The organism is Pseudomonas sp. FP597 (assembly GCF_030687435.1).
Lineage (GTDB): Bacteria > Pseudomonadota > Gammaproteobacteria > Pseudomonadales > Pseudomonadaceae > Aquipseudomonas > Aquipseudomonas lactucae.
Window position 1 is genome coordinate 431,713 of record NZ_CP117432.1, and the last position, 18,272, is coordinate 449,984.

Genomic DNA, 18,272 nt, shown 5'->3' on the forward strand with positions numbered 1-18,272 from the left:
GATCCATTGTGGGAGGGGGCAAGCTCCTCCCACATTTTTTAACCGAGTAAATCCTTCAGTACCTGCGTAAACGCCCGGTTGCTTTCTTCCTCGCCGGCATGCCGCCCATCGCGCACCACCCACTTGCCGTTTACCAGCACATCGCGCACTTGCCGATCACCGCCGGCGAACAGCCAGCGGTTGAGAATCCCATCCTCGCTGGCAGTCGCCAGGTAGGGATCGTTACCGTCCAGCACAATCCAATCCGCACGTTTACCCACTTCCAACCGACCAATCGGCTGCCCCAGTGCCTGCGCGCCGCCCTCCAGCGCGGCATCGAACAGCGTCCGCCCGACCATCGGTTGATCGCTGCGATACAAACGGTTGCGCCGTTGATCGCGCAGGCGCTGGCCGTATTCCAGCCACCGCAGTTCTTCCACCACGCTCAGCGATACATGGCTGTCGGAGCCAATGCCCAGGCGCCCACCTTGGGCGAGGAAGTCCACCGCCGGGAAAATTCCATCGCCCAAATTGGCTTCGGTGGTCAGGCACAAGCCGGCAATCGCGCGGCTCCTGGCCATGCGTGTGACCTCGTCCGCGTCGGCATGCGTTGCGTGCACCAGGCACCAGCGCTCATCGACTTCCACGTTGTCATACAGCCATTGCAGCGGACGCTTGCCGCTCCAGGCCAGGCAGTCGTCGACTTCCTTTTGCTGCTCGGCAATGTGGATATGCACCGGGCACCTCTTGTCGCTGGCGGCCAGCACGTCACTGATCTGTTGCGGTGTAACCGCGCGCAGGGAGTGGAAACACAGGCCCAGTTGCTGCGCCGGTTGGGCCGCGAGAATCGGCTGCAAACGCGCCTGTAACTCCAGATAGTGTTCGGTGCTGTTGATAAACCGTCGCTGGCCTTCATTGGGCGCCTGGCCGCCGAAGCCTGAATGGGTATAAAGCACCGGCAGCAACGTCAGCCCCATCCCACTGCTGGCCGCCGCCTGGCTGATCTGCCGCGACAGCTCGGTGCGATCGCTATACGGCTGGCCGCTGACATCGTGATGCACGTAGTGAAACTCGGCCACCGAGGTGTAACCGGCTTTGAGCATCTCGATATACAGCTGACGCGCGATGATCTGCAATTGCTCCGGGCTGATCTTGCCGACCATGCGGTACATCAGCTCGCGCCAGGTCCAGAAACTGTCATTGGGGTTGCCGGCCACTTCGGCCAAACCCGCCATGGCGCGCTGGAAGGCGTGGGAGTGCAGGTTCGGCATGCCCGCCAAAACCGGGCCTCTCAGCCGTTCGGCGGCATCGGAGCTGGCATTGGCCGTGACGTGTGTCAGCAGCCCGTCAGCGCTGACTTCAAGACGTACATCGTTGGCCCATCCACTAGGCAGCAGCGCGCGTTCGGCAAAGAAAGCGGACATGATCAGAGCACTCCGGTCGTGTGTTTATTTGTATATACATATACAGACGTTTGCCTGCTCGGTAAACTCCGGCAATCTATGCATCTTTTCCCCCTGCAAGGATTCCCTGTGCCGACTCCGCCCGCCAACTCTTCGCTGGCTGCCCACATGGACGAAAGTCCGGCGCCCTTGTATGCCCGCGTCAAACAGATGATCAGCCAGCAGATCCTCACCGGCAACTGGCCGCCCCATTACCGCGTGCCGTCCGAGAGCGAACTGGTCAGCCAACTGGGCTTCAGCCGCATGACCATCAACCGCGCCCTGCGCGAGCTCACCGCTGAAGGTTTGCTGGTGCGCATGCAAGGCGTCGGCACCTTTGTCGCCGAGCCCAAGAGCCAGTCGGCGCTGTTCGAGGTGCACAACATTGCCGATGAGATCGCCTCCCGCGGTCATCGGCATACCTGCCAGGTCATCCACCTGGGCGAAGAGGCCGCCGGTTCCGAACGTGCCGTGGCCCTGGAAATGCGCGAAGGCGGGCGGGTGTTCCACTCGTTGATCGTGCATTACGAAAACGATATTCCCGTGCAAATTGAAGACCGGTTCGTCAACGCCCTGGTCGCACCGGACTACTTGCAGCAGGATTTCACCCAGCAAACGCCGTATGCCTACCTGAACCAGGTTGCACCCTTGACGGAAGGCGAGCACGTCGTAGAAGCGATTCTCGCCGACGCCTCCGAGTGCAAGCTGCTGCAGATCGAGCCTGGCGAGCCGTGCCTGCTGATTCGTCGGCGTACCTGGTCGGGTCGCCAGCCGGTGACCGCCGCGCGATTGATCCACCCAGGTTCCCGTCATAGCCTGGAAGGACGTTTCAGCAAATGAGTGCAGTCAATATCTGGCGCGCTGCCGATTACGTGCGCATGCCATGGAAAAACGGCGGCGGCAGCACCGAAGAAATTTCCCGTGACGCAGGCGCCGGCCTGGATGGTTTTGGCTGGCGCCTGTCGATTGCCGATATTGGCGAGTCGGGTGGGTTCTCCACCTTCGCCGGCTACCAGCGCGTGATCACGGTAATCCAGGGTGCCGGCATGGTGTTGACCGTGGATGGCGAAGAGCAGCGCGGCCTGTTACCGCTGCAGCCATTCGCGTTCAACGGCGACAGCCAAGTGTCGTGCCGCTTGATCACCGGGCCGATCCGCGACTTCAACCTGATCTATTCGCCCCAGCATTACCATGCGCGGTTGCAGTGGGTTGACGGTGATCAGCGGTTTTTCAGTACGGCGCAGACCGTGCTGGTGTTCAGCGTGGCGGATGAAGTGAAGGTGCTGGGCGAGAAGCTCGGTCATCATGATTGTCTGCAAGTGGACGGTAACAGCGAGCTGCTGGACGTCTGCGTCACTGGCCGCTGCTGCATCATCGAACTGACCCCGCGCGGGTAAAAAATGTGGGAGGGGCAAGCCCCTCCCATATTTGTTTCCCATTGTTCTTGCGATCTGTTTCCGGCTCGCGCACCAACGTGTTACCGAATGCCCCAGTGTGGCGCAACGTCACGCTGTCATCACAAATCCCTTTGACTGCAAAACCCTTCCGCAAGAAATTTCATCACGTCCCGAAGCCTTAATTTCCAAGGCTTACAGCTGCGCTTCAAAAAAACTTCAACATCCCACTCCTCAAGTTGGCCGCTCGATTGCATATGCTTGTACATACAAGTAAAGATGTGTGCGTAAGACCCTGCTTCGCACCATCCCTGTTCGCGCATCGATCGCCGAGGAGTCTGAGTTGTGACCAAGCCTACAAAATACCGTGACGTCGAAATCCGCGCCGCCCGCGGTAACAAGCTCACCGCCAAAAGCTGGCTGACCGAAGCGCCGCTGCGCATGCTGATGAACAACCTCGACCCGCAAGTGGCCGAGAACCCGAAAGAACTGGTGGTGTACGGCGGTATCGGCCGTGCGGCGCGCAACTGGGAGTGCTACGACCAGATCGTCGAAAGCCTCACGAACCTGAACGACGACGAAACCCTGCTGGTGCAATCGGGCAAGCCGGTCGGCGTGTTCAAGACCCACAGCAACGCACCGCGCGTGCTGATCGCCAACTCCAACCTGGTGCCGCACTGGGCCAGTTGGGAACACTTCAACGAACTGGATGCCAAGGGCCTGGCCATGTACGGCCAGATGACCGCCGGCAGCTGGATCTATATCGGCAGCCAGGGCATCGTTCAGGGCACTTACGAAACCTTCGTCGAAGCCGGTCGCCAGCATTACAACAGCGACCTGACGGGCCGTTGGGTACTCACCGCCGGTCTCGGCGGCATGGGCGGCGCGCAACCGTTGGCCGCGACCCTCGCCGGCGCGTGCTCGCTGAACATTGAGTGCCAGCAGGTCAGCATCGACTTCCGCCTGAACAGCCGCTATGTCGACGAGCAAGCCACCGACCTCGACGACGCCCTGGCGCGTATCGCCAAGTACACCAAGGAAGGCAAGGCCATCTCCATCGCCCTGTTGGGTAACGCCGCGGAAATTCTGCCGGAACTGGTCAAGCGCGGCGTGCGTCCGGACATGGTCACCGACCAGACCAGCGCCCACGACCCTCTCAACGGTTACCTGCCGGCCGGCTGGACCTGGGACGAATACCGCGCTCGCGCCAAGACCGAGCCGGCTGCCGTGATCAAGGCCGCCAAGCAGTCGATGGCCGTGCACGTCAAAGCCATGCTGGAATTCCAGAAACAAGGCATCCCGACCTTCGACTACGGCAACAACATCCGCCAGATGGCCCAGGAAGAAGGTGTGGAAAACGCCTTTGATTTCCCGGGATTCGTACCGGCGTATATCCGCCCACTGTTCTGCCGTGGCATTGGCCCGTTCCGTTGGGCGGCGCTGTCCGGTGATCCGCAGGACATCTACAAGACCGACGCCAAGGTCAAGGAACTGATCCCCGACGACGCCCACCTGCACAACTGGCTGGACATGGCCCGCGAGCGCATCAGCTTCCAGGGTCTGCCGGCACGTATCTGCTGGGTCGGCCTGGGCCAGCGCGCCAAGCTCGGCCTGGCATTCAACGAAATGGTGCGCAGCGGCGAGCTGTCGGCACCGGTGGTGATCGGTCGTGATCACCTCGACTCCGGCTCGGTTGCCAGCCCCAACCGCGAAACCGAATCCATGCAGGACGGCTCCGACGCCGTGTCCGATTGGCCGTTGCTCAACGCCTTGCTCAACACCGCCAGCGGCGCGACCTGGGTCTCGCTGCACCATGGTGGCGGCGTGGGCATGGGCTTTTCCCAGCACTCCGGCATGGTCATCGTCTGCGATGGTACCGACGAAGCGGCTGAGCGTATTGCCCGCGTACTGCACAACGACCCGGCCACCGGGGTGATGCGTCACGCAGACGCCGGCTACCAGATCGCGATTGATTGCGCCAAGGAGCAGGGCTTGAACCTGCCGATGATCAAGTAAGCCAGCACCCCCCTGAAAACAATCCATCAGAGGTTGAACACCCATGGCTGCAAACGACACCACCCCGTTGATCGAAAGGCGTTCGATCGACTACATCCCGGAAGCGGAAAGACACGGTCGTCTATTGAGCCAGTTCACCCTGTGGATGGGTGCCAACCTGCAGATCACCGCGATTGTCACCGGGGCCTTGGCCGTGGTGCTGGGCGGTGATGTGTTCTGGTCGTTGATCGGCCTGTTGGTCGGTCAACTGATCGGTGGCGGCGTGATGGCGTTGCATGCGGCGCAAGGGCCCAAGCTGGGCCTGCCGCAGATGATCTCCAGCCGGGTGCAGTTTGGCGTGTACGGCGCGGCGATTCCGATCGTGCTGGTGTGCCTGATGTACCTCGGCTTCACCGCCACCGGCACGGTATTGTCCGGTCAGGCGCTGGGCCAGTTGTTCGGGGTCAGCGACAGCACCGGCATCTTGATTTTCGCCAGTGTCATCGTGCTGGTCACGGTGCTCGGTTATCGGGTGATCCACTTCATCGGTCGCGTTGCCAGCGTCATTGGCGTGATCGCCTTTGTCTACCTGTTCAGCCGTCTGATGAGCCAGACCGACGTTGGCGCACTCCTGCAGATCCGCCACTTCAGCTGGAGCAGCTTCCTGCTGGCGGTGTCGCTCGCGGCTTCCTGGCAGATCGCTTTCGGGCCGTATGTGGCGGACTACTCGCGCTATTTGCCGAGCAAGACCTCTTCGGTAAAAACCTTTCTCGCCGCCGGTGCCGGTTCGGTGATCGGCGCGCAGGTGGCGATGGTCCTCGGCGTGTTTGCCGCGGCCATGTCCAACGGGCAATTCGCCGGTCACGAAGTGGCCTACATCGTCGGCTTGAGTGGTACGGGTGCCACTGCGGCGCTGCTGTATTTCAGCATCGCGTTTGGCAAGGTCACCATCTCCACGCTGAACTCCTACGGCAGCTTCATGTGCATCGCGACCATCATCAGCGGCTTCCGTGGCCGCCTGGAGGTCACGCGCTTGCAACGCTTGGTGTTCGTACTGGCGATTGTCGGCACCGCGACCTTGATCGCCTTGCTCGGCCAGCATTCGTTCCTGGGCGCGTTCAAGTCCTTCATCCTGTTTCTGCTCGCCTTCTTTACGCCGTGGAGCGCGATCAACCTGGTGGACTACTACTGCATCACCCGCGAGCGCTATGACGTGCCGGCGCTGTCCGATCCAAACGGGCGCTACGGTCGTTGGAACCCGCTGGGTATCAGCGTCTATGTATTCGGCGTGCTGGTGCAGTTGCCGTTTATCTCTACCAAGTTCTACACCGGCCCGCTGGTGAGCACCCTGGGGGATGTGGATATCTCCTGGATCATCGGCCTGGTATTGCCCGCCGCCCTGTATTACCTGTGCGCAAAAAAATGGCACGGCAGCGTGCCCGATCAACTGATCCTGCCGGTCGAGCGGGACAGCGTTGTAGCCACTGAAAAAAGCGGAGCCGGTCGCGCTGCGGCGCAGGCCTGACGGGACGTGGACAGGGCAGGATGCCTTTTGACTGCCGTAATCCATTTCATGATTGGGAGCGTCACACAATGAAAATGAATAAGACCCTGCTGACCACGTTGTTCTCTGCGGGCTTACTGGCAAGCAGCGGCGCCTATGCGGCCGGTTGGTGCGAATCGGGCAAACCGGTGAAGTTCGCCGGCCTGAATTGGGAAAGCGGCATGTTGCTCACTGACATCCTGCAAACCGTGCTGGAAAAAGGCTACGACTGCAAAACCGACAGCCTGCCGGGCAATTCCATCACCATGGAAAACGCCCTGAGCAGCAATGACATCCAAGTGTTTGCCGAAGAGTGGGTCGGCCGCAGTGAAGTCTGGAACAAGGCCGAGAAGGCCGGCAAAGTCGTCGGCGTCGGTGCGCCGATCGTCGGTGCGATCGAAGGCTGGTACGTGCCGCGCTATGTGATCGAAGGCGACGCCAAGCGCAAGCTTGCGGCCAAGGCCCCGGACCTGAAAAACATCGCTGACCTGACCAAGTACGCCGCTGTGTTCAAGGACCCGGAAGAACCGTCCAAGGGCCGTTTCTACAACTGCCCGGCCGGCTGGACCTGCGAGCTGGACAACAGCGAAATGCTCAAGAGCTACGGCCTGGAAAGCACCTACACCAACTTCCGTCCAGGCACCGGCCCGGCGCTGGATGCGGCGGTGTTGTCGAGCTACAAGCGCGGCGAGCCGATCCTGTTCTACTACTGGTCGCCAACCCCGCTGATGGGCCAGGTCGACCTGGTCAAGCTCGAAGAAAAACCCGGTGTGGACAAGACCGTTAGCATCAAGGTCGGTCTGTCCAAGACCTTCCATGAGCAAGCCCCGGAACTGGTGGCCGTGCTGGAGAAGGTCAACCTGCCGATCGACCTGCTTAACCAGAACCTGGGGCGCATGGCCAAGGAACGCATTGAGTCGCCGAAACTGGCGAAGATCTTCCTCAAGGAACATCCTGAAGTCTGGCACGCCTGGGTGAGCGACGACGCAGCCAAGAAAATCGACGCGGCCTTGTAGGCCAAGTGAGCCCGGCTACCCTGAGGGGTGGCCGGGCGACCGGCTGCAACCCACTGGATCGAGAGCACGCTATGTTTCCTGAGAGTTTTACGTTTTCCATTGCCGACTGGGTCAACGGTTGGGTGGATTCACTTGTCACCAATTACGGCGATGTATTTCGGCAGATCTCCGACACTCTGCTGTGGGCCATCGTCAACCTGGAAGGCCTGCTGCGCGCGGCGCCCTGGTGGCTGATGCTGGCGATTGTCGGCGCTGTCGCCTGGCACGCCACGCGCAAGGTGGTCACCACCACGGTGATCGTCGGTCTGCTGTTCCTGGTGGGCGCGGTTGGCCTGTGGGACAAATTGATGCAAACCCTGGCGCTGATGATGGTCGCCACGGTGATCTCGGTGCTGATCGGTATTCCGTTGGGCATCCTGTCGGCGCGCAGCAATCGCTTGCGTTCGGTGCTGATGCCGCTGCTCGACATCATGCAAACCATGCCTAGCTTCGTGTACCTGATCCCGGTGCTGATGCTGTTCGGCCTGGGCAAAGTCCCGGCGATTTTCGCCACGGTGATCTACGCCGCACCGCCCTTGATTCGCCTCACCGACCTGGGCATTCGCCAGGTCGACGGCGAAGTCATGGAAGCCATCAACGCCTTCGGTGCCAACCGCTGGCAGCAACTGTTCGGCGTGCAACTGCCGCTGGCGCTGCCAAGCATCATGGCCGGCATCAACCAGACCACCATGATGGCGTTGTCGATGGTGGTGATCGCCTCGATGATCGGCGCCCGTGGCTTGGGTGAAGACGTTCTGGTCGGCATCCAGACCCTCAACGTCGGCCGTGGCCTTGAAGCCGGGCTGGCGATTGTAATTCTCGCTGTGGTCATCGACCGCATTACCCAGGCCTACGGTCGTCCACGGCATGAGGCGAGCAAATGACTACTGTCAGCAAAATCGAAGTCAAAAACGTCTTCAAAATTTTTGGCAACCGCTCCAAAGAAGCCCTGGCGCTGGTCGGCCAGGGCAAGACCAAGGATCAGGTCCTGGCCGAGACCGGCTGCGTGGTCGGCGTGAACGACCTGTCCCTGAGCATCGGCACCGGCGAGATCTTTGTGATCATGGGGTTGTCGGGTTCCGGCAAGTCGACCCTGGTGCGCCACTTCAACCGCCTGATCGACCCCACCAGCGGCGCGATCCTGGTGGACGGCGAAGACATCCTGCAACTGGACATGGACGCCCTGCGCCAATTCCGTCGCCACAAGATCAGCATGGTGTTCCAGAGCTTCGGCCTGTTGCCCCACAAGAGCGTGCTCGACAACGTCGCCTACGGCCTCAAGGTGCGTGGCGAAACCAAGCAGGTGTGCGCCGAGCGTGCGCTGCACTGGATCGAAACCGTGGGCCTCAAGGGCTACGAAAACAAATACCCGCACCAGCTGTCCGGCGGCATGCGCCAGCGCGTCGGCCTGGCCCGCGCCTTGGCCGCCGACACTGACATCATCCTGATGGATGAAGCCTTCAGCGCCCTCGACCCGCTGATCCGTGCCGAGATGCAGGACCAGTTGCTGGAGCTGCAGAAGACCCTGCACAAGACCATCGTGTTTATCACCCATGACCTCGACGAGGCGGTGCGTATCGGCAACCGCATTGCGATCCTCAAGGACGGCAGGCTGATCCAGGTCGGCACGCCTCGGGAGATCCTGCATTCGCCGGCGGATGAGTATGTGGACCGGTTTGTTCAGCGACGGGCGGCGGTGGTCTGATCCAGGTTTTGTGGTGGGGCTGGCAAAGCTGTAGAGAATATGAAGAGGTCAACAATGTCCCAGGCAGCAAAAATCATCATCGCCGATACACCCTTGCACTGGCAGGACGTAGTCGCCGTCGCCCGCCACGGCGCTGCGCTCGAACTCTCGGGCCAGGCCTGGGCGCGCATCGACAATGCCCAAGCCATCGTGCAACGCATCGTCACCAGCGGCGAACGCGCCTATGGCGTGAACACCGGCCTGGGCGCGCTGTGCAATGTCTCGCTCGAAGGTGAGCAACTCAGCCAGCTGTCGCGCAATACCTTGCTCAGCCATGCCTGCGGCGTCGGCCCGGTACTCAGCGATGAGCAGACCCGCGCGATCATTTGCGCGGCGGTAATCAACTACAGCCACGGCAAATCCGGCCTGCATCCGCAGGTGGTGCAGGCGTTGCTGGCGCTGCTTAACCACGGCATCACGCCGCAAGTGCCGTCCCAGGGCTCGGTGGGTTATCTGACGCATATGGCCCATGTCGGCGTGGCGCTGCTGGGTGTCGGTCATGTGAGCTATCGCGGCCAGATCGTCCCGGCGCAACAGGCCCTGGACGAAGAAGGTTTGCAGCCGGTGGTACTCGGCGCCAAGGACGGCCTGTGCCTGGTCAATGGCACGCCGTGCATGACTGGCCTGAGCTGCCTGGCCCTGGCCGACGCGCATCATTTGCTGCAATGGGCCGACGTGATCGGCGCCATGAGTTTCGAGGCCCTGCGCGGCCAGATCGACGCGTTCGATGCTGAGATCATCGCCCTCAAGCCACACCCCGGCATGCAACACGTCGGCATCAACCTGCGTGCGCTGCTCGATGGCAGTGAAGTGATCGCCGGCAGCAAAGGCATTCGCACCCAGGACGCCTTGAGCATCCGCTCGATCCCGCAGATCCACGGCGCCGCGCGTGACCAGGTGGCGCACGCCACACGTCAGATCGAGACCGAACTCAACAGCGCCACCGACAACCCGCTGCTGCTCGGCACTCCGGAGCATTACCGGGTAGTGTCCCAGGCCAACCCCCACGGCCAATCCGTGGCGCTGGCCGCCGACCTGCTCGCCATCGCCATGGCCGAAATCGGCTCGGTGGCCGAACGTCGCCTGGACCGCTTGATCAACCCGCATGTCAGCGGATTGCCGGCGTTTCTGGTGAGCAACCCTGGGGTGAACTCCGGGATGATGATCGTGCAGTACGTCGCCGCGTCCTTGTGCGGGCAAAACCGCCAGTTGGCGCAGCCGGCGGTGCTCGACAATTTCGTCACCTCGGGCTTGCAGGAAGACCACCTGAGCATGGGCACCAATGCTGCGCTCAAGTTGCACCAGGTATTGGCCAACGTGACTCAGATCCTCGCCATCGAGTACCTGCTGGCGGCCCAGGCCTTCGAGTTCCTCAAGGGCCAGCGCTTCGGCGCCGGCACCGACCGCGCCTGGCGTTTGCTGCGCGAAGTGGTCCCCGCGTATGAGCAGGACCGCTGGCTGGCGCCGGACATCGCGGCCGCCGCTGCATTGCTCAAAGACACCGCACTGCCGAATTTGCACTGAACACCAAGAATAATTCACAAGGAGAACGAATGTGACTGCGCTAAACCTGATTCCAGGCCAACTGAGCCTCGCCCAACTGCGTGCCATCTACCAGCAGCCGGTAACCCTCAGCCTGGATGACAGTGCCTCGGCCCAGATTGAAGCCAGCGTGGCCTGCGTCGAGCAGATTCTCGCCGAGAACCGCACCGCCTATGGCATCAACACCGGTTTCGGGCTGCTGGCCTCGACCCGCATCGCCAGCGAAGATCTGGAAAACCTGCAGCGTTCCCTGGTGCTGTCCCATGCCGCCGGCGTCGGTGAGCCGATCAGCGATGCGCTGGTGCGGCTGGTCATGGTGCTCAAGGTCAACAGCCTCAGCCGTGGCTTCTCCGGGATTCGTCGGCAGGTGATCGATGCGTTGATCGCGCTGATCAACGCCGAGGTGTATCCGCATATTCCGCTGAAAGGTTCCGTTGGCGCTTCCGGCGACCTGGCGCCATTGGCCCACATGTCCCTGGTGCTGCTCGGTGAAGGCAAGGCGCGCTACAAAGGTGAATGGCTGGAGGCGAGCGATGCGCTGAAAGTCGCCGGCCTTACGCCGCTGACCCTGGCCGCCAAGGAAGGCCTGGCGTTGCTCAACGGCACCCAGGTCTCCACGGCCTATGCCCTGCGTGGTCTGTTCGAAGGCGAAGACCTGTTTGCCGGCGCCCTGGCCTGTGGTGGCCTCACCGTGGAAGCGGTGCTGGGTTCGCGCTCGCCGTTCGACGCACGCATTCATGCCGCTCGTGGCCAGCGTGGGCAGATCGATTCGGCTGCCGCCTACCGCGACCTGCTCGGCGACAGCAGCCAGGTTTCGCAGTCGCACCAGAACTGCGACAAGGTGCAAGACCCGTACTCCCTGCGTTGCCAGCCACAAGTGATGGGCGCGTGCCTGACCCAGTTCCGCCAGGCTGCCGAGGTGCTGGTGGTCGAAGCCAACGCCGTGTCGGATAACCCGCTGGTCTTCGCCGCCGAAGGCGATGTGATCTCCGGCGGCAACTTCCACGCCGAACCGGTAGCCATGGCCGCCGACAACATGGCGCTGGCCATCGCTGAAATCGGCTCCCTGAGCGAGCGCCGTATTTCGCTGATGATGGACAAACACATGTCGCAACTGCCGCCGTTCTTGGTCGGCAATGGCGGCGTGAACTCCGGTTTCATGATCGCCCAGGTCACCGCCGCCGCGCTGGCCAGCGAAAACAAGGCGTTGGCGCATCCCCATAGCGTCGACAGCCTGCCGACCTCGGCCAACCAGGAAGATCACGTGTCCATGGCTCCGGCTGCGGGCAAGCGTCTGTGGGAAATGGCCGAGAACACCCGTGGGATTCTGGCGGTGGAATGGCTGGCCGCCTGCCAGGGCCTGGACCTGCGCGAAGGCCTGAAGACCTCGCCGAAACTGGAAAAGGCCCGCGGCCTTCTGCGCGACAAAGTGGCGTTCTACGACAAGGACCGCTTCTTCGCCCCGGACATCATCGCCGCCAGCGAACTGCTCGCCAGCCGCTGCCTGAATGAGCTGGTGTCGGCGAAGTTGTTGCCGAGTCTGTAAGGCTGTTTGAGATTGGATGCTCTTGTGGCGAGGGAGCTTGCTCCCGCTCGAGTGCGAAGCGCTCGCACGGTTTTGGCGCTGCTGCGCAGCCCAGCGGGAGCAAGCTCCCTCGCCACAAAAAAACCACCTGTCTCAGGGCTTCGTTTTTCTCAGGATAAAAATAATAGGGACGAGAAATGCATCAGCAAGAAAAGGGCTTGAAACGCGGGCTAACCGCCCGACATATTCGCTTCATGGCACTCGGTTCCGCGATCGGCACCGGGCTGTTCTATGGCTCTGCCTCGGCTATCCAGATGGCCGGCCCCGCCGTGCTGCTGGCCTACCTGATCGGCGGCGCGGCAGTGTTCATGGTGATGCGCGCCCTTGGCGAGATGGCCGTGCACAACCCGGTGGCCGGTTCCTTCGGCCATTACGCCAGCACCTACCTGGGCCCGATGGCCGGGTTTATCCTCGGTTGGACCTACGCCTTTGAAATGATCATCGTCTGCCTCGCCGACGTCACCGCGTTCGGTATCTACATGGGCTTCTGGTTTCCCGAGGTCGCGCGCTGGGTCTGGGTGCTTGGCATTGTGTTCCTGATCGGCGGCCTGAACCTGTGCAACGTCAAAGTGTTTGGCGAAATGGAGTTCTGGCTGTCGCTGCTCAAGGTCGGCGCGATTGTCGCGATGATCCTCGGCGGTTTCGGCATCATGCTGTTCGGCATCCATTCGGCCGGTGAAACCCAGGCCAGTGGCCTGAGCAACCTGTGGGCCCATGGCGGCTTCATGCCCAACGGTATCGGCGGCCTGATCGCCTCGTTCGCGGTGGTGATGTTCGCGTTCGGCGGCATCGAAATCATCGGCATCACCGCCGGTGAAGCCAAGGACCCACAGCGTGTGATCCCCAAGGCGATCAATGCGGTGCCGCTGCGCATCCTGCTGTTCTATGTGCTGACCCTGTTTGTGCTGATGGCCATCTACCCCTGGCCGCAGATCGGCAGCCAGGGCAGCCCGTTCGTGCAGATATTCAGCAACCTCGGCATTGGTTCGGCCGCCACTATCCTGAATATCGTGGTGATCTCGGCGGCGGTGTCGGCCATCAACAGCGACATCTTCGGTGCCGGCCGCATGATGTACGGCCTTGCGCAGCAAGGGCAGGCGCCCAAAGGGTTTGCGCAACTGTCCAAACAAGGCGTGCCGTGGATGACGGTGCTGGTGATGGGCGCAGCGTTGCTCGGCGGCGTGGTGCTCAACTACCTGATTCCGGAAAACGTATTCCTGCTGATCGCCTCGATTGCTACCTTCGCCACCGTGTGGGTGTGGTTGATGATCCTGTTCACCCAGGTCGCGATGCGTCGCTCCATGACCCGCGAGCAGGTAGCCGAGCTTAAATTCCCGGTGCCGTTCTGGCCTTACGCGCCTGCGGCGGCCATCGTGTTCATGCTGTTTGTATTTGGTGTGCTGGGCTACTTCCCGGACACTCAGGCAGCCTTGCTGGTCGGCGCCGTGTGGATCGGGCTGCTGGTGGTTGCCTACCTGCTGTGGGTCAAACCCGCCGCCGGGCAAGCCGCCAGGGTCCATTACGAACCGGCTGTGTCTCATCGATAACTTAGGGAGGCGTTGATGAAAACGCTTTGGCAGCACTGCCACATTGCAACCATGGCCAACGGTAATTACTCGATCATCGAGGATGCCGCCATGGTCACCGCCGGTGTGCTCATCGAGTGGATCGGCCCGCGCAGCGAAGTGCCGACGGCGGACTACGCCCAGGTGCAGGACCTGCAAGGCGCGTGGGTCACCCCCGGGCTGATCGACTGCCACACGCACACGGTGTTCGGTGGCAATCGCAGCGGCGAATTCGAGCAACGTCTGCAGGGCGTGAGCTACGCCGAGATCGCCGCCCAGGGCGGCGGTATTGCCAGCACCGTGCGCGCCACCCGCGCCGCGACCGAAGATGAACTGTTTGCCAGTGCTGAAACGCGCCTGCGCAGTCTGTTGCGTGACGGCGTGACCACGGTGGAAATCAAGTCCGGCTACGGCCTGGACCTGGCCAACGAACGCAAGATGCTGCGCGTGGCCCGTCGCCTGGGTGAAGCGCTGCCGGTCAGCGTGCGCGCCACCTGCCTGGCGGCCCATGCGTTGCCGCCGGAGTACAAGGACCGTGCCGACGATTACATCGAGCACATCTGCACCGAAATGCTGCCGGCGCTGGCGGCCGAAGGGCTGGTGGATGCAGTGGACGCGTTCTGCGAATACCTGGCGTTTTCCACCGAGCAAGTGGAACGTGTGTTCAAGGTCGCCCAGCAACTCGACCTGCCGGTGAAGCTGCACGCCGAGCAACTGTCGTCGCTGCACGGCTCCAGCCTGGCGGCACGCTACCAGGCGTTGTCGGCGGACCACCTGGAATTCATGACCGAAGAAGACGCCATCGCCATGGCTGCCTCGGGCACCGTCGCGGTACTGCTGCCGGGTGCGTTCTACTTCCTGCGCGAAACCCAATTGCCGCCGATGGACGCGCTGCGCAGACACGGCGTGAAGATCGCCATTGCCAGCGACCTCAACCCCGGCACCTCGCCAGCACTGTCGGTACGCCTGATGTTGAACATGGCCTGCACCCTGTTTCGCATGACCCCGGAAGAGGCCCTGGCCGGCGCCACGCAACATGCGGCCACCGCCCTGGGCATGGGCGCCACCCATGGTTCGCTGGAAGTGGGCAAGGTCGCCGATTTTGTCGCCTGGCAGATCGATCGCCCGGCCGACCTGGCTTACTGGCTGGGCGGTGAGTTGGATAAACGCGTCGTGCGCCATGGCGTCGACGTCACTGTTTAAAGGAGTACCGTTGTGGATAAGGTTCTGAACTTCAAACAAGGCCGTGTGCCGCTGCTGATCAGCATGCCCCATGCCGGGCTGCGTCTCACGCCTGCGGTCGAGGCCGGGTTGATTCCCGAGGCACAAAGCCTGCCGGATACCGACTGGCACATCCCGACGCTGTATGACTTTGCCGAGGAACTGGGCGCCAGCACCCTATCGGCGGAGTACTCGCGGTTTGTCATCGACTTGAACCGACCCTCCGATAACAAGCCGCTCTATGCCGGCGCCACCACCGGTCTCTACCCGGAGACGTTGTTCGATGGGGTCCCGCTGTTTCGCGAAGGCCAGGTGCCGTCCGAAGAGGAGCGCGTCACCTACCTGCAAAAAATCTGGGGCCCGTATCACCGGCAGTTGCAAGAGGAACTCGCGCGTCTCAAGGCCGAGTTCGGTTACGCATTGTTGTTCGATGCCCACTCGATCCGCTCGGTGATTGCGCACCTGTTCGACGGCAAACTACCGGACTTCAACCTCGGCACCTTCAATGGCGCTGCCTGCGATCCGGAGCTGGCCGGCCAACTGGAGGCCATCTGCGCCCAGCATCCGCGGTACACCCATGTACTCAATGGGCGCTTCAAGGGCGGTCATATCACCCGGCACTACGGCAACCCGGCGCAGGATATTCATGCGGTGCAGCTGGAGTTGTGCCAGAGCACGTATATGGAGGAGTTCGAACCCTTCAATTACCGACCCGACCTGGCCGAGCCGACACGGGCCGTACTACAAGCGCTGCTCAAAGCTCTATTGCAGTGGGGCGAGCAACGACATGGAAAGTAAGGGCGGCGCGCTCGTCTTTTAAATCGAGTGCGATCCATTGTTGTTGATGCTGAAGTTTCCGCAGACCCTGAAGGAGGTCTTGTCAGGGTGTGCGGCGCGGAAGATGAACACCGCACTGAGGTTTTTATTACCGGGCGTCCACGTGTAGATAATGCTGCCGTCCAGGCTCGGGAATTGAAGGGTTGTGTCGATCTCATCGTCATTGTTTGCCGGGCTGTCCAGCTTATAGTAGCCCGCGCTGTCGGCACGCAGGTCAGGAGGGCGCAGTGCGGGGGCCAGTTCGGAGCGGCCGGTTGTATGACCCTTGGCCAAATAAATGCGCAAGGTATTGATTGTCCAGGTGGCGGTTGCGCTGTTGAGCCTGTCTTCGAACGCTTTGATGGTCCAGCAACGGATACCTGCAATGTCAGTGCTTTCTTGTATCTCTACGCGGTTTGCCTTGAATGGCTCCACTTTATTGGCGAAATTCAGCGTTGCGGTAAACGTTTCAACGTAGCGTTGAGCGGATGAAGTGTTCATAAGATCGTCCTTGTCGCGGGTGTCCCTGGCCAATATTCATTAGGAGGAGGATGACGCCGGACATCTACTGTCATATGTGACAGTCGTTTATACCGTTTGGGCATGTACGTCGTTCGCGATAGAGCGTCTCTGCGGGTACGGCCGGGGGACGCGTTGACACAAGTCCAAGCGCTCAAGGGCATGCTCATTGCACCATTCGGGTTTATAGTGCCAGACGGCAGAATAAAAGACGTCCCCCCAGGGATGAACCCGACCCCCTACGGAGCGCGCAATGCAGACTTGGTACCCGCAGATCAAACCCTACGCCCGGCACGATCTGGCTGTCGATGACACCCATACGCTGTACGTCGATGAAAGTGGCTCCCCCGAAGGCTTGCCCGTCGTCTTCATCCACGGTGGCCCCGGCGCGGGTTGCGATGCTCAGAGTCGCTGCTATTTTGATCCAAACCTGTACCGCATCGTCACCTTCGACCAGCGCGGTTGCGGGCGCTCCACCCCCCGGGCCAGCCTGGAAAACAACACCACCTGGGACCTCGTCGCCGATATGGAGCGCATTCGCGAGCACCTGGGCATCGACAAATGGGTGCTGTTCGGTGGTTCCTGGGGCTCCACCCTGGCCCTGGCCTACGCGCAAACCCACCCCGAGCGTGTGCTGGGGTTGATCGTTCGCGGCATTTTCCTGGCGCGCCCGCAGGATATCGAATGGTTCTACCAGGCCGGCGCCAGCCGCCTTTTCCCGGATTACTGGCAGGACTACCTCGCGCCGATTCCCGCGGACGAGCGCCACGACATGATCGCGGCCTACCACAAGCGCCTCACCGGCAACGACCAGATCGCCCAGATGCACGCCGCCAAGGCCTGGTCCGGCTGGGAAGGTCGCATGCTGGGCCTGTGTCCGAGCCCGCAGCACGTGGAGCGGTTTTCCGAGCCGCAACGCGCCCTGTCCATTGCACGGATCGAGTGCCATTACTTCACCAACAACTCCTTCCTGGAACCCAACCAGCTGATCCGCGACATGCACAAGATCGCTCACCTGCCTGGCGTAATCATCCATGGCCGCTACGATATGATCTGCACGCTGGATAATGCCTGGGAGCTGCACCAAGCCTGGCCGAACAGCGAGCTGCAGGTCATCCGCGAAGCGGGCCATGCGGCGTCCGAGCCCGGCATCACCGATGCATTGGTGCGCGCGACCGGCGAGATGGCACGGCGCCTGCTTGATTTGCCGCCTGAAGAAGCATGAAGGGCCTGTTGCAACGGGTGCGTGGCGCCCGGGTCGAGGTGGCGGGTGAAATTGTCGGCTCGATTGACCAGGGTTTGCTGGTGCTGGTAGCGGTCGAGCCTTCAGATACGCCGCAAAGCGCCGATAAGTTGCTGCACAAATTGCTCAACTATCGGGTTTTCAGTGACGACGAGGGCAAGATGAACCTGTCGCTCAAGGACATTGGCGGCGGTTTGCTGCTGGTGTCGCAGTTCACCCTGGCGGCGGATACCCGGAGCGGGCTGCGGCCGAGCTTCTCGACAGCGGCCCCGCCGGTCCTGGGAGCGGCGCTTTTTGACCACCTGTTGTTACAAGCGCAACAATTACATGGCAAGGTGGCTTCGGGGCGTTTTGGCGCCGATATGCAGGTGCATTTGGTCAATGATGGCCCTGTGACCTTTCTGTTGCAGACGTGAATGTATTAAAAACGACTTTTAATGCCTAAAAACGCAGGTTTTCGCTACAAATACTTCGTTGCCCCTGATGCGTTGTCTCGCGGGCTACTAGATAATCGCGCGCTACGGGGATCAGCGTTGTTTGGTCCATTTTTGATTTAGGTAGAGACTTGTCCGATATCTATTGGGGAATCATTTTGACCCAGGGGAGTCGGAACAATGCTCGCCAACCTG

16 protein-coding genes are annotated in these 18,272 nt (G+C 61.5%); 14 read left to right on the forward strand and 2 right to left on the reverse strand.

Features of this window, described 5'->3' with window-relative positions; translation table 11 throughout:
* Positions 1-38 precede the first annotated feature (38 nt).
* Positions 39-1,403, reverse strand: coding sequence for a formimidoylglutamate deiminase (locus PSH66_RS01905; protein ID WP_003171146.1), 1,365 nt, complete (start codon positions 1,401-1,403; stop codon positions 39-41).
* Positions 1,404-1,550: 147 nt separating this feature from the next.
* Between PSH66_RS01905 and hutC the strand changes: the two genes are divergently transcribed.
* The 12 genes from hutC (at position 1,551) to hutG (ending at position 15,863) form a co-directional block, all read left to right on the forward strand.
* Positions 1,551-2,261: a histidine utilization repressor gene (gene hutC, locus PSH66_RS01910; RefSeq protein WP_225911443.1), complete on the forward strand. Its 711-nt coding sequence runs from the start codon at positions 1,551-1,553 to the stop codon at positions 2,259-2,261.
* A complete protein-coding gene (locus PSH66_RS01915) occupies positions 2,258-2,818 on the forward strand; it encodes a HutD family protein (protein ID WP_305428278.1) in 561 nt (186 codons plus the stop codon). The genes hutC and PSH66_RS01915 overlap by 4 nt, the downstream gene beginning before the upstream one ends.
* A gap of 342 nt (positions 2,819-3,160) precedes the next feature.
* Positions 3,161-4,831 (forward strand): urocanate hydratase, encoded by a 1,671-nt coding sequence (gene hutU / locus PSH66_RS01920; protein ID WP_305428279.1) that lies wholly within the window; start codon positions 3,161-3,163, stop codon positions 4,829-4,831.
* 43 nt (positions 4,832-4,874) lie between these two features.
* A complete protein-coding gene (locus PSH66_RS01925) occupies positions 4,875-6,335 on the forward strand; it encodes a cytosine permease (RefSeq protein WP_305428280.1) in 1,461 nt (486 codons plus the stop codon).
* A 68-nt stretch (positions 6,336-6,403) separates the two neighbouring features.
* A complete protein-coding gene (locus PSH66_RS01930) occupies positions 6,404-7,369 on the forward strand; it encodes an ABC transporter substrate-binding protein (RefSeq protein WP_305428281.1) in 966 nt (321 codons plus the stop codon).
* 71 nt (positions 7,370-7,440) lie between these two features.
* Complete coding sequence (locus PSH66_RS01935) at positions 7,441-8,292, forward strand: proline/glycine betaine ABC transporter permease (RefSeq protein ID WP_003171157.1); 852 nt, start codon at positions 7,441-7,443, stop codon at positions 8,290-8,292.
* Complete coding sequence (locus tag PSH66_RS01940; protein ID WP_003171158.1) at positions 8,289-9,113, forward strand: glycine betaine/L-proline ABC transporter ATP-binding protein; 825 nt, start codon at positions 8,289-8,291, stop codon at positions 9,111-9,113. Before PSH66_RS01935 ends, PSH66_RS01940 begins: the two co-directional genes overlap by 4 nt.
* Before the next feature lie 54 nt (positions 9,114-9,167).
* Positions 9,168-10,676: a histidine ammonia-lyase gene (gene hutH, locus PSH66_RS01945; RefSeq protein ID WP_305428282.1), complete on the forward strand. Its 1,509-nt coding sequence runs from the start codon at positions 9,168-9,170 to the stop codon at positions 10,674-10,676.
* A 31-nt stretch (positions 10,677-10,707) separates the two neighbouring features.
* Positions 10,708-12,240, forward strand: coding sequence for a histidine ammonia-lyase (gene hutH, locus PSH66_RS01950; RefSeq protein ID WP_003171160.1), 1,533 nt, complete (start codon positions 10,708-10,710; stop codon positions 12,238-12,240).
* A 176-nt stretch (positions 12,241-12,416) separates the two neighbouring features.
* The gene (locus PSH66_RS01955; protein WP_141063093.1) at positions 12,417-13,826 is read left to right on the forward strand and encodes an amino acid permease; all 1,410 of its coding nucleotides are present in this window, start codon (positions 12,417-12,419) and stop codon (positions 13,824-13,826) included.
* 15 nt (positions 13,827-13,841) lie between these two features.
* Entirely contained in the window at positions 13,842-15,047 is a 1,206-nt protein-coding gene (hutI, locus tag PSH66_RS01960; protein WP_003171162.1) for an imidazolonepropionase, read from the forward strand.
* Between the two features lie 12 nt (positions 15,048-15,059).
* Positions 15,060-15,863, forward strand: coding sequence for an N-formylglutamate deformylase (gene hutG / locus PSH66_RS01965; protein ID WP_003171163.1), 804 nt, complete (start codon positions 15,060-15,062; stop codon positions 15,861-15,863).
* Positions 15,864-15,881: 18 nt separating this feature from the next.
* On the opposite strand, the gene PSH66_RS01970 is transcribed toward hutG, so the two are convergent.
* Positions 15,882-16,382, reverse strand: coding sequence for a hypothetical protein (locus tag PSH66_RS01970; protein WP_305428283.1), 501 nt, complete (start codon positions 16,380-16,382; stop codon positions 15,882-15,884).
* 271 nt (positions 16,383-16,653) lie between these two features.
* Here PSH66_RS01970 and pip point away from each other — a divergent pair, with 271 nt between their 5' ends.
* On the forward strand, positions 16,654-17,625 hold the full coding sequence (gene pip, locus PSH66_RS01975) for a prolyl aminopeptidase (RefSeq protein WP_003171165.1): 972 nt from the start codon (positions 16,654-16,656) through the stop codon (positions 17,623-17,625).
* Complete coding sequence (dtd, locus tag PSH66_RS01980) at positions 17,622-18,059, forward strand: D-aminoacyl-tRNA deacylase (RefSeq protein WP_003171166.1); 438 nt, start codon at positions 17,622-17,624, stop codon at positions 18,057-18,059. The genes pip and dtd overlap by 4 nt, the downstream gene beginning before the upstream one ends.
* Positions 18,060-18,272: the final 213 nt, after the last annotated feature.

What these genes read in the sequence shown, in the direction of transcription:
- PSH66_RS01905 (WP_003171146.1), bottom strand. Translation starts at nt 1,403, where the DNA reads ATGTCCGCTTTCTTTGCCGAACGCGCGCTGCTGCCTAGTGGATGGGCC.
- hutC (WP_225911443.1), top strand. Translation starts at nt 1,551, where the DNA reads ATGGACGAAAGTCCGGCGCCCTTGTATGCCCGCGTCAAACAGATGATC.
- PSH66_RS01915 (WP_305428278.1), top strand. Translation starts at nt 2,258, where the DNA reads ATGAGTGCAGTCAATATCTGGCGCGCTGCCGATTACGTGCGCATGCCA.
- PSH66_RS01925 (WP_305428280.1), top strand. Translation starts at nt 4,875, where the DNA reads ATGGCTGCAAACGACACCACCCCGTTGATCGAAAGGCGTTCGATCGAC.
- PSH66_RS01930 (WP_305428281.1), top strand. Translation starts at nt 6,404, where the DNA reads ATGAAAATGAATAAGACCCTGCTGACCACGTTGTTCTCTGCGGGCTTA.
- PSH66_RS01935 (WP_003171157.1), top strand. Translation starts at nt 7,441, where the DNA reads ATGTTTCCTGAGAGTTTTACGTTTTCCATTGCCGACTGGGTCAACGGT.
- PSH66_RS01940 (WP_003171158.1), top strand. Translation starts at nt 8,289, where the DNA reads ATGACTACTGTCAGCAAAATCGAAGTCAAAAACGTCTTCAAAATTTTT.
- hutH (WP_305428282.1), top strand. Translation starts at nt 9,168, where the DNA reads ATGTCCCAGGCAGCAAAAATCATCATCGCCGATACACCCTTGCACTGG.
- PSH66_RS01955 (WP_141063093.1), top strand. Translation starts at nt 12,417, where the DNA reads ATGCATCAGCAAGAAAAGGGCTTGAAACGCGGGCTAACCGCCCGACAT.
- hutI (WP_003171162.1), top strand. Translation starts at nt 13,842, where the DNA reads ATGAAAACGCTTTGGCAGCACTGCCACATTGCAACCATGGCCAACGGT.
- PSH66_RS01970 (WP_305428283.1), bottom strand. Translation starts at nt 16,382, where the DNA reads ATGAACACTTCATCCGCTCAACGCTACGTTGAAACGTTTACCGCAACG.
- pip (WP_003171165.1), top strand. Translation starts at nt 16,654, where the DNA reads ATGCAGACTTGGTACCCGCAGATCAAACCCTACGCCCGGCACGATCTG.
- dtd (WP_003171166.1), top strand. Translation starts at nt 17,622, where the DNA reads ATGAAGGGCCTGTTGCAACGGGTGCGTGGCGCCCGGGTCGAGGTGGCG.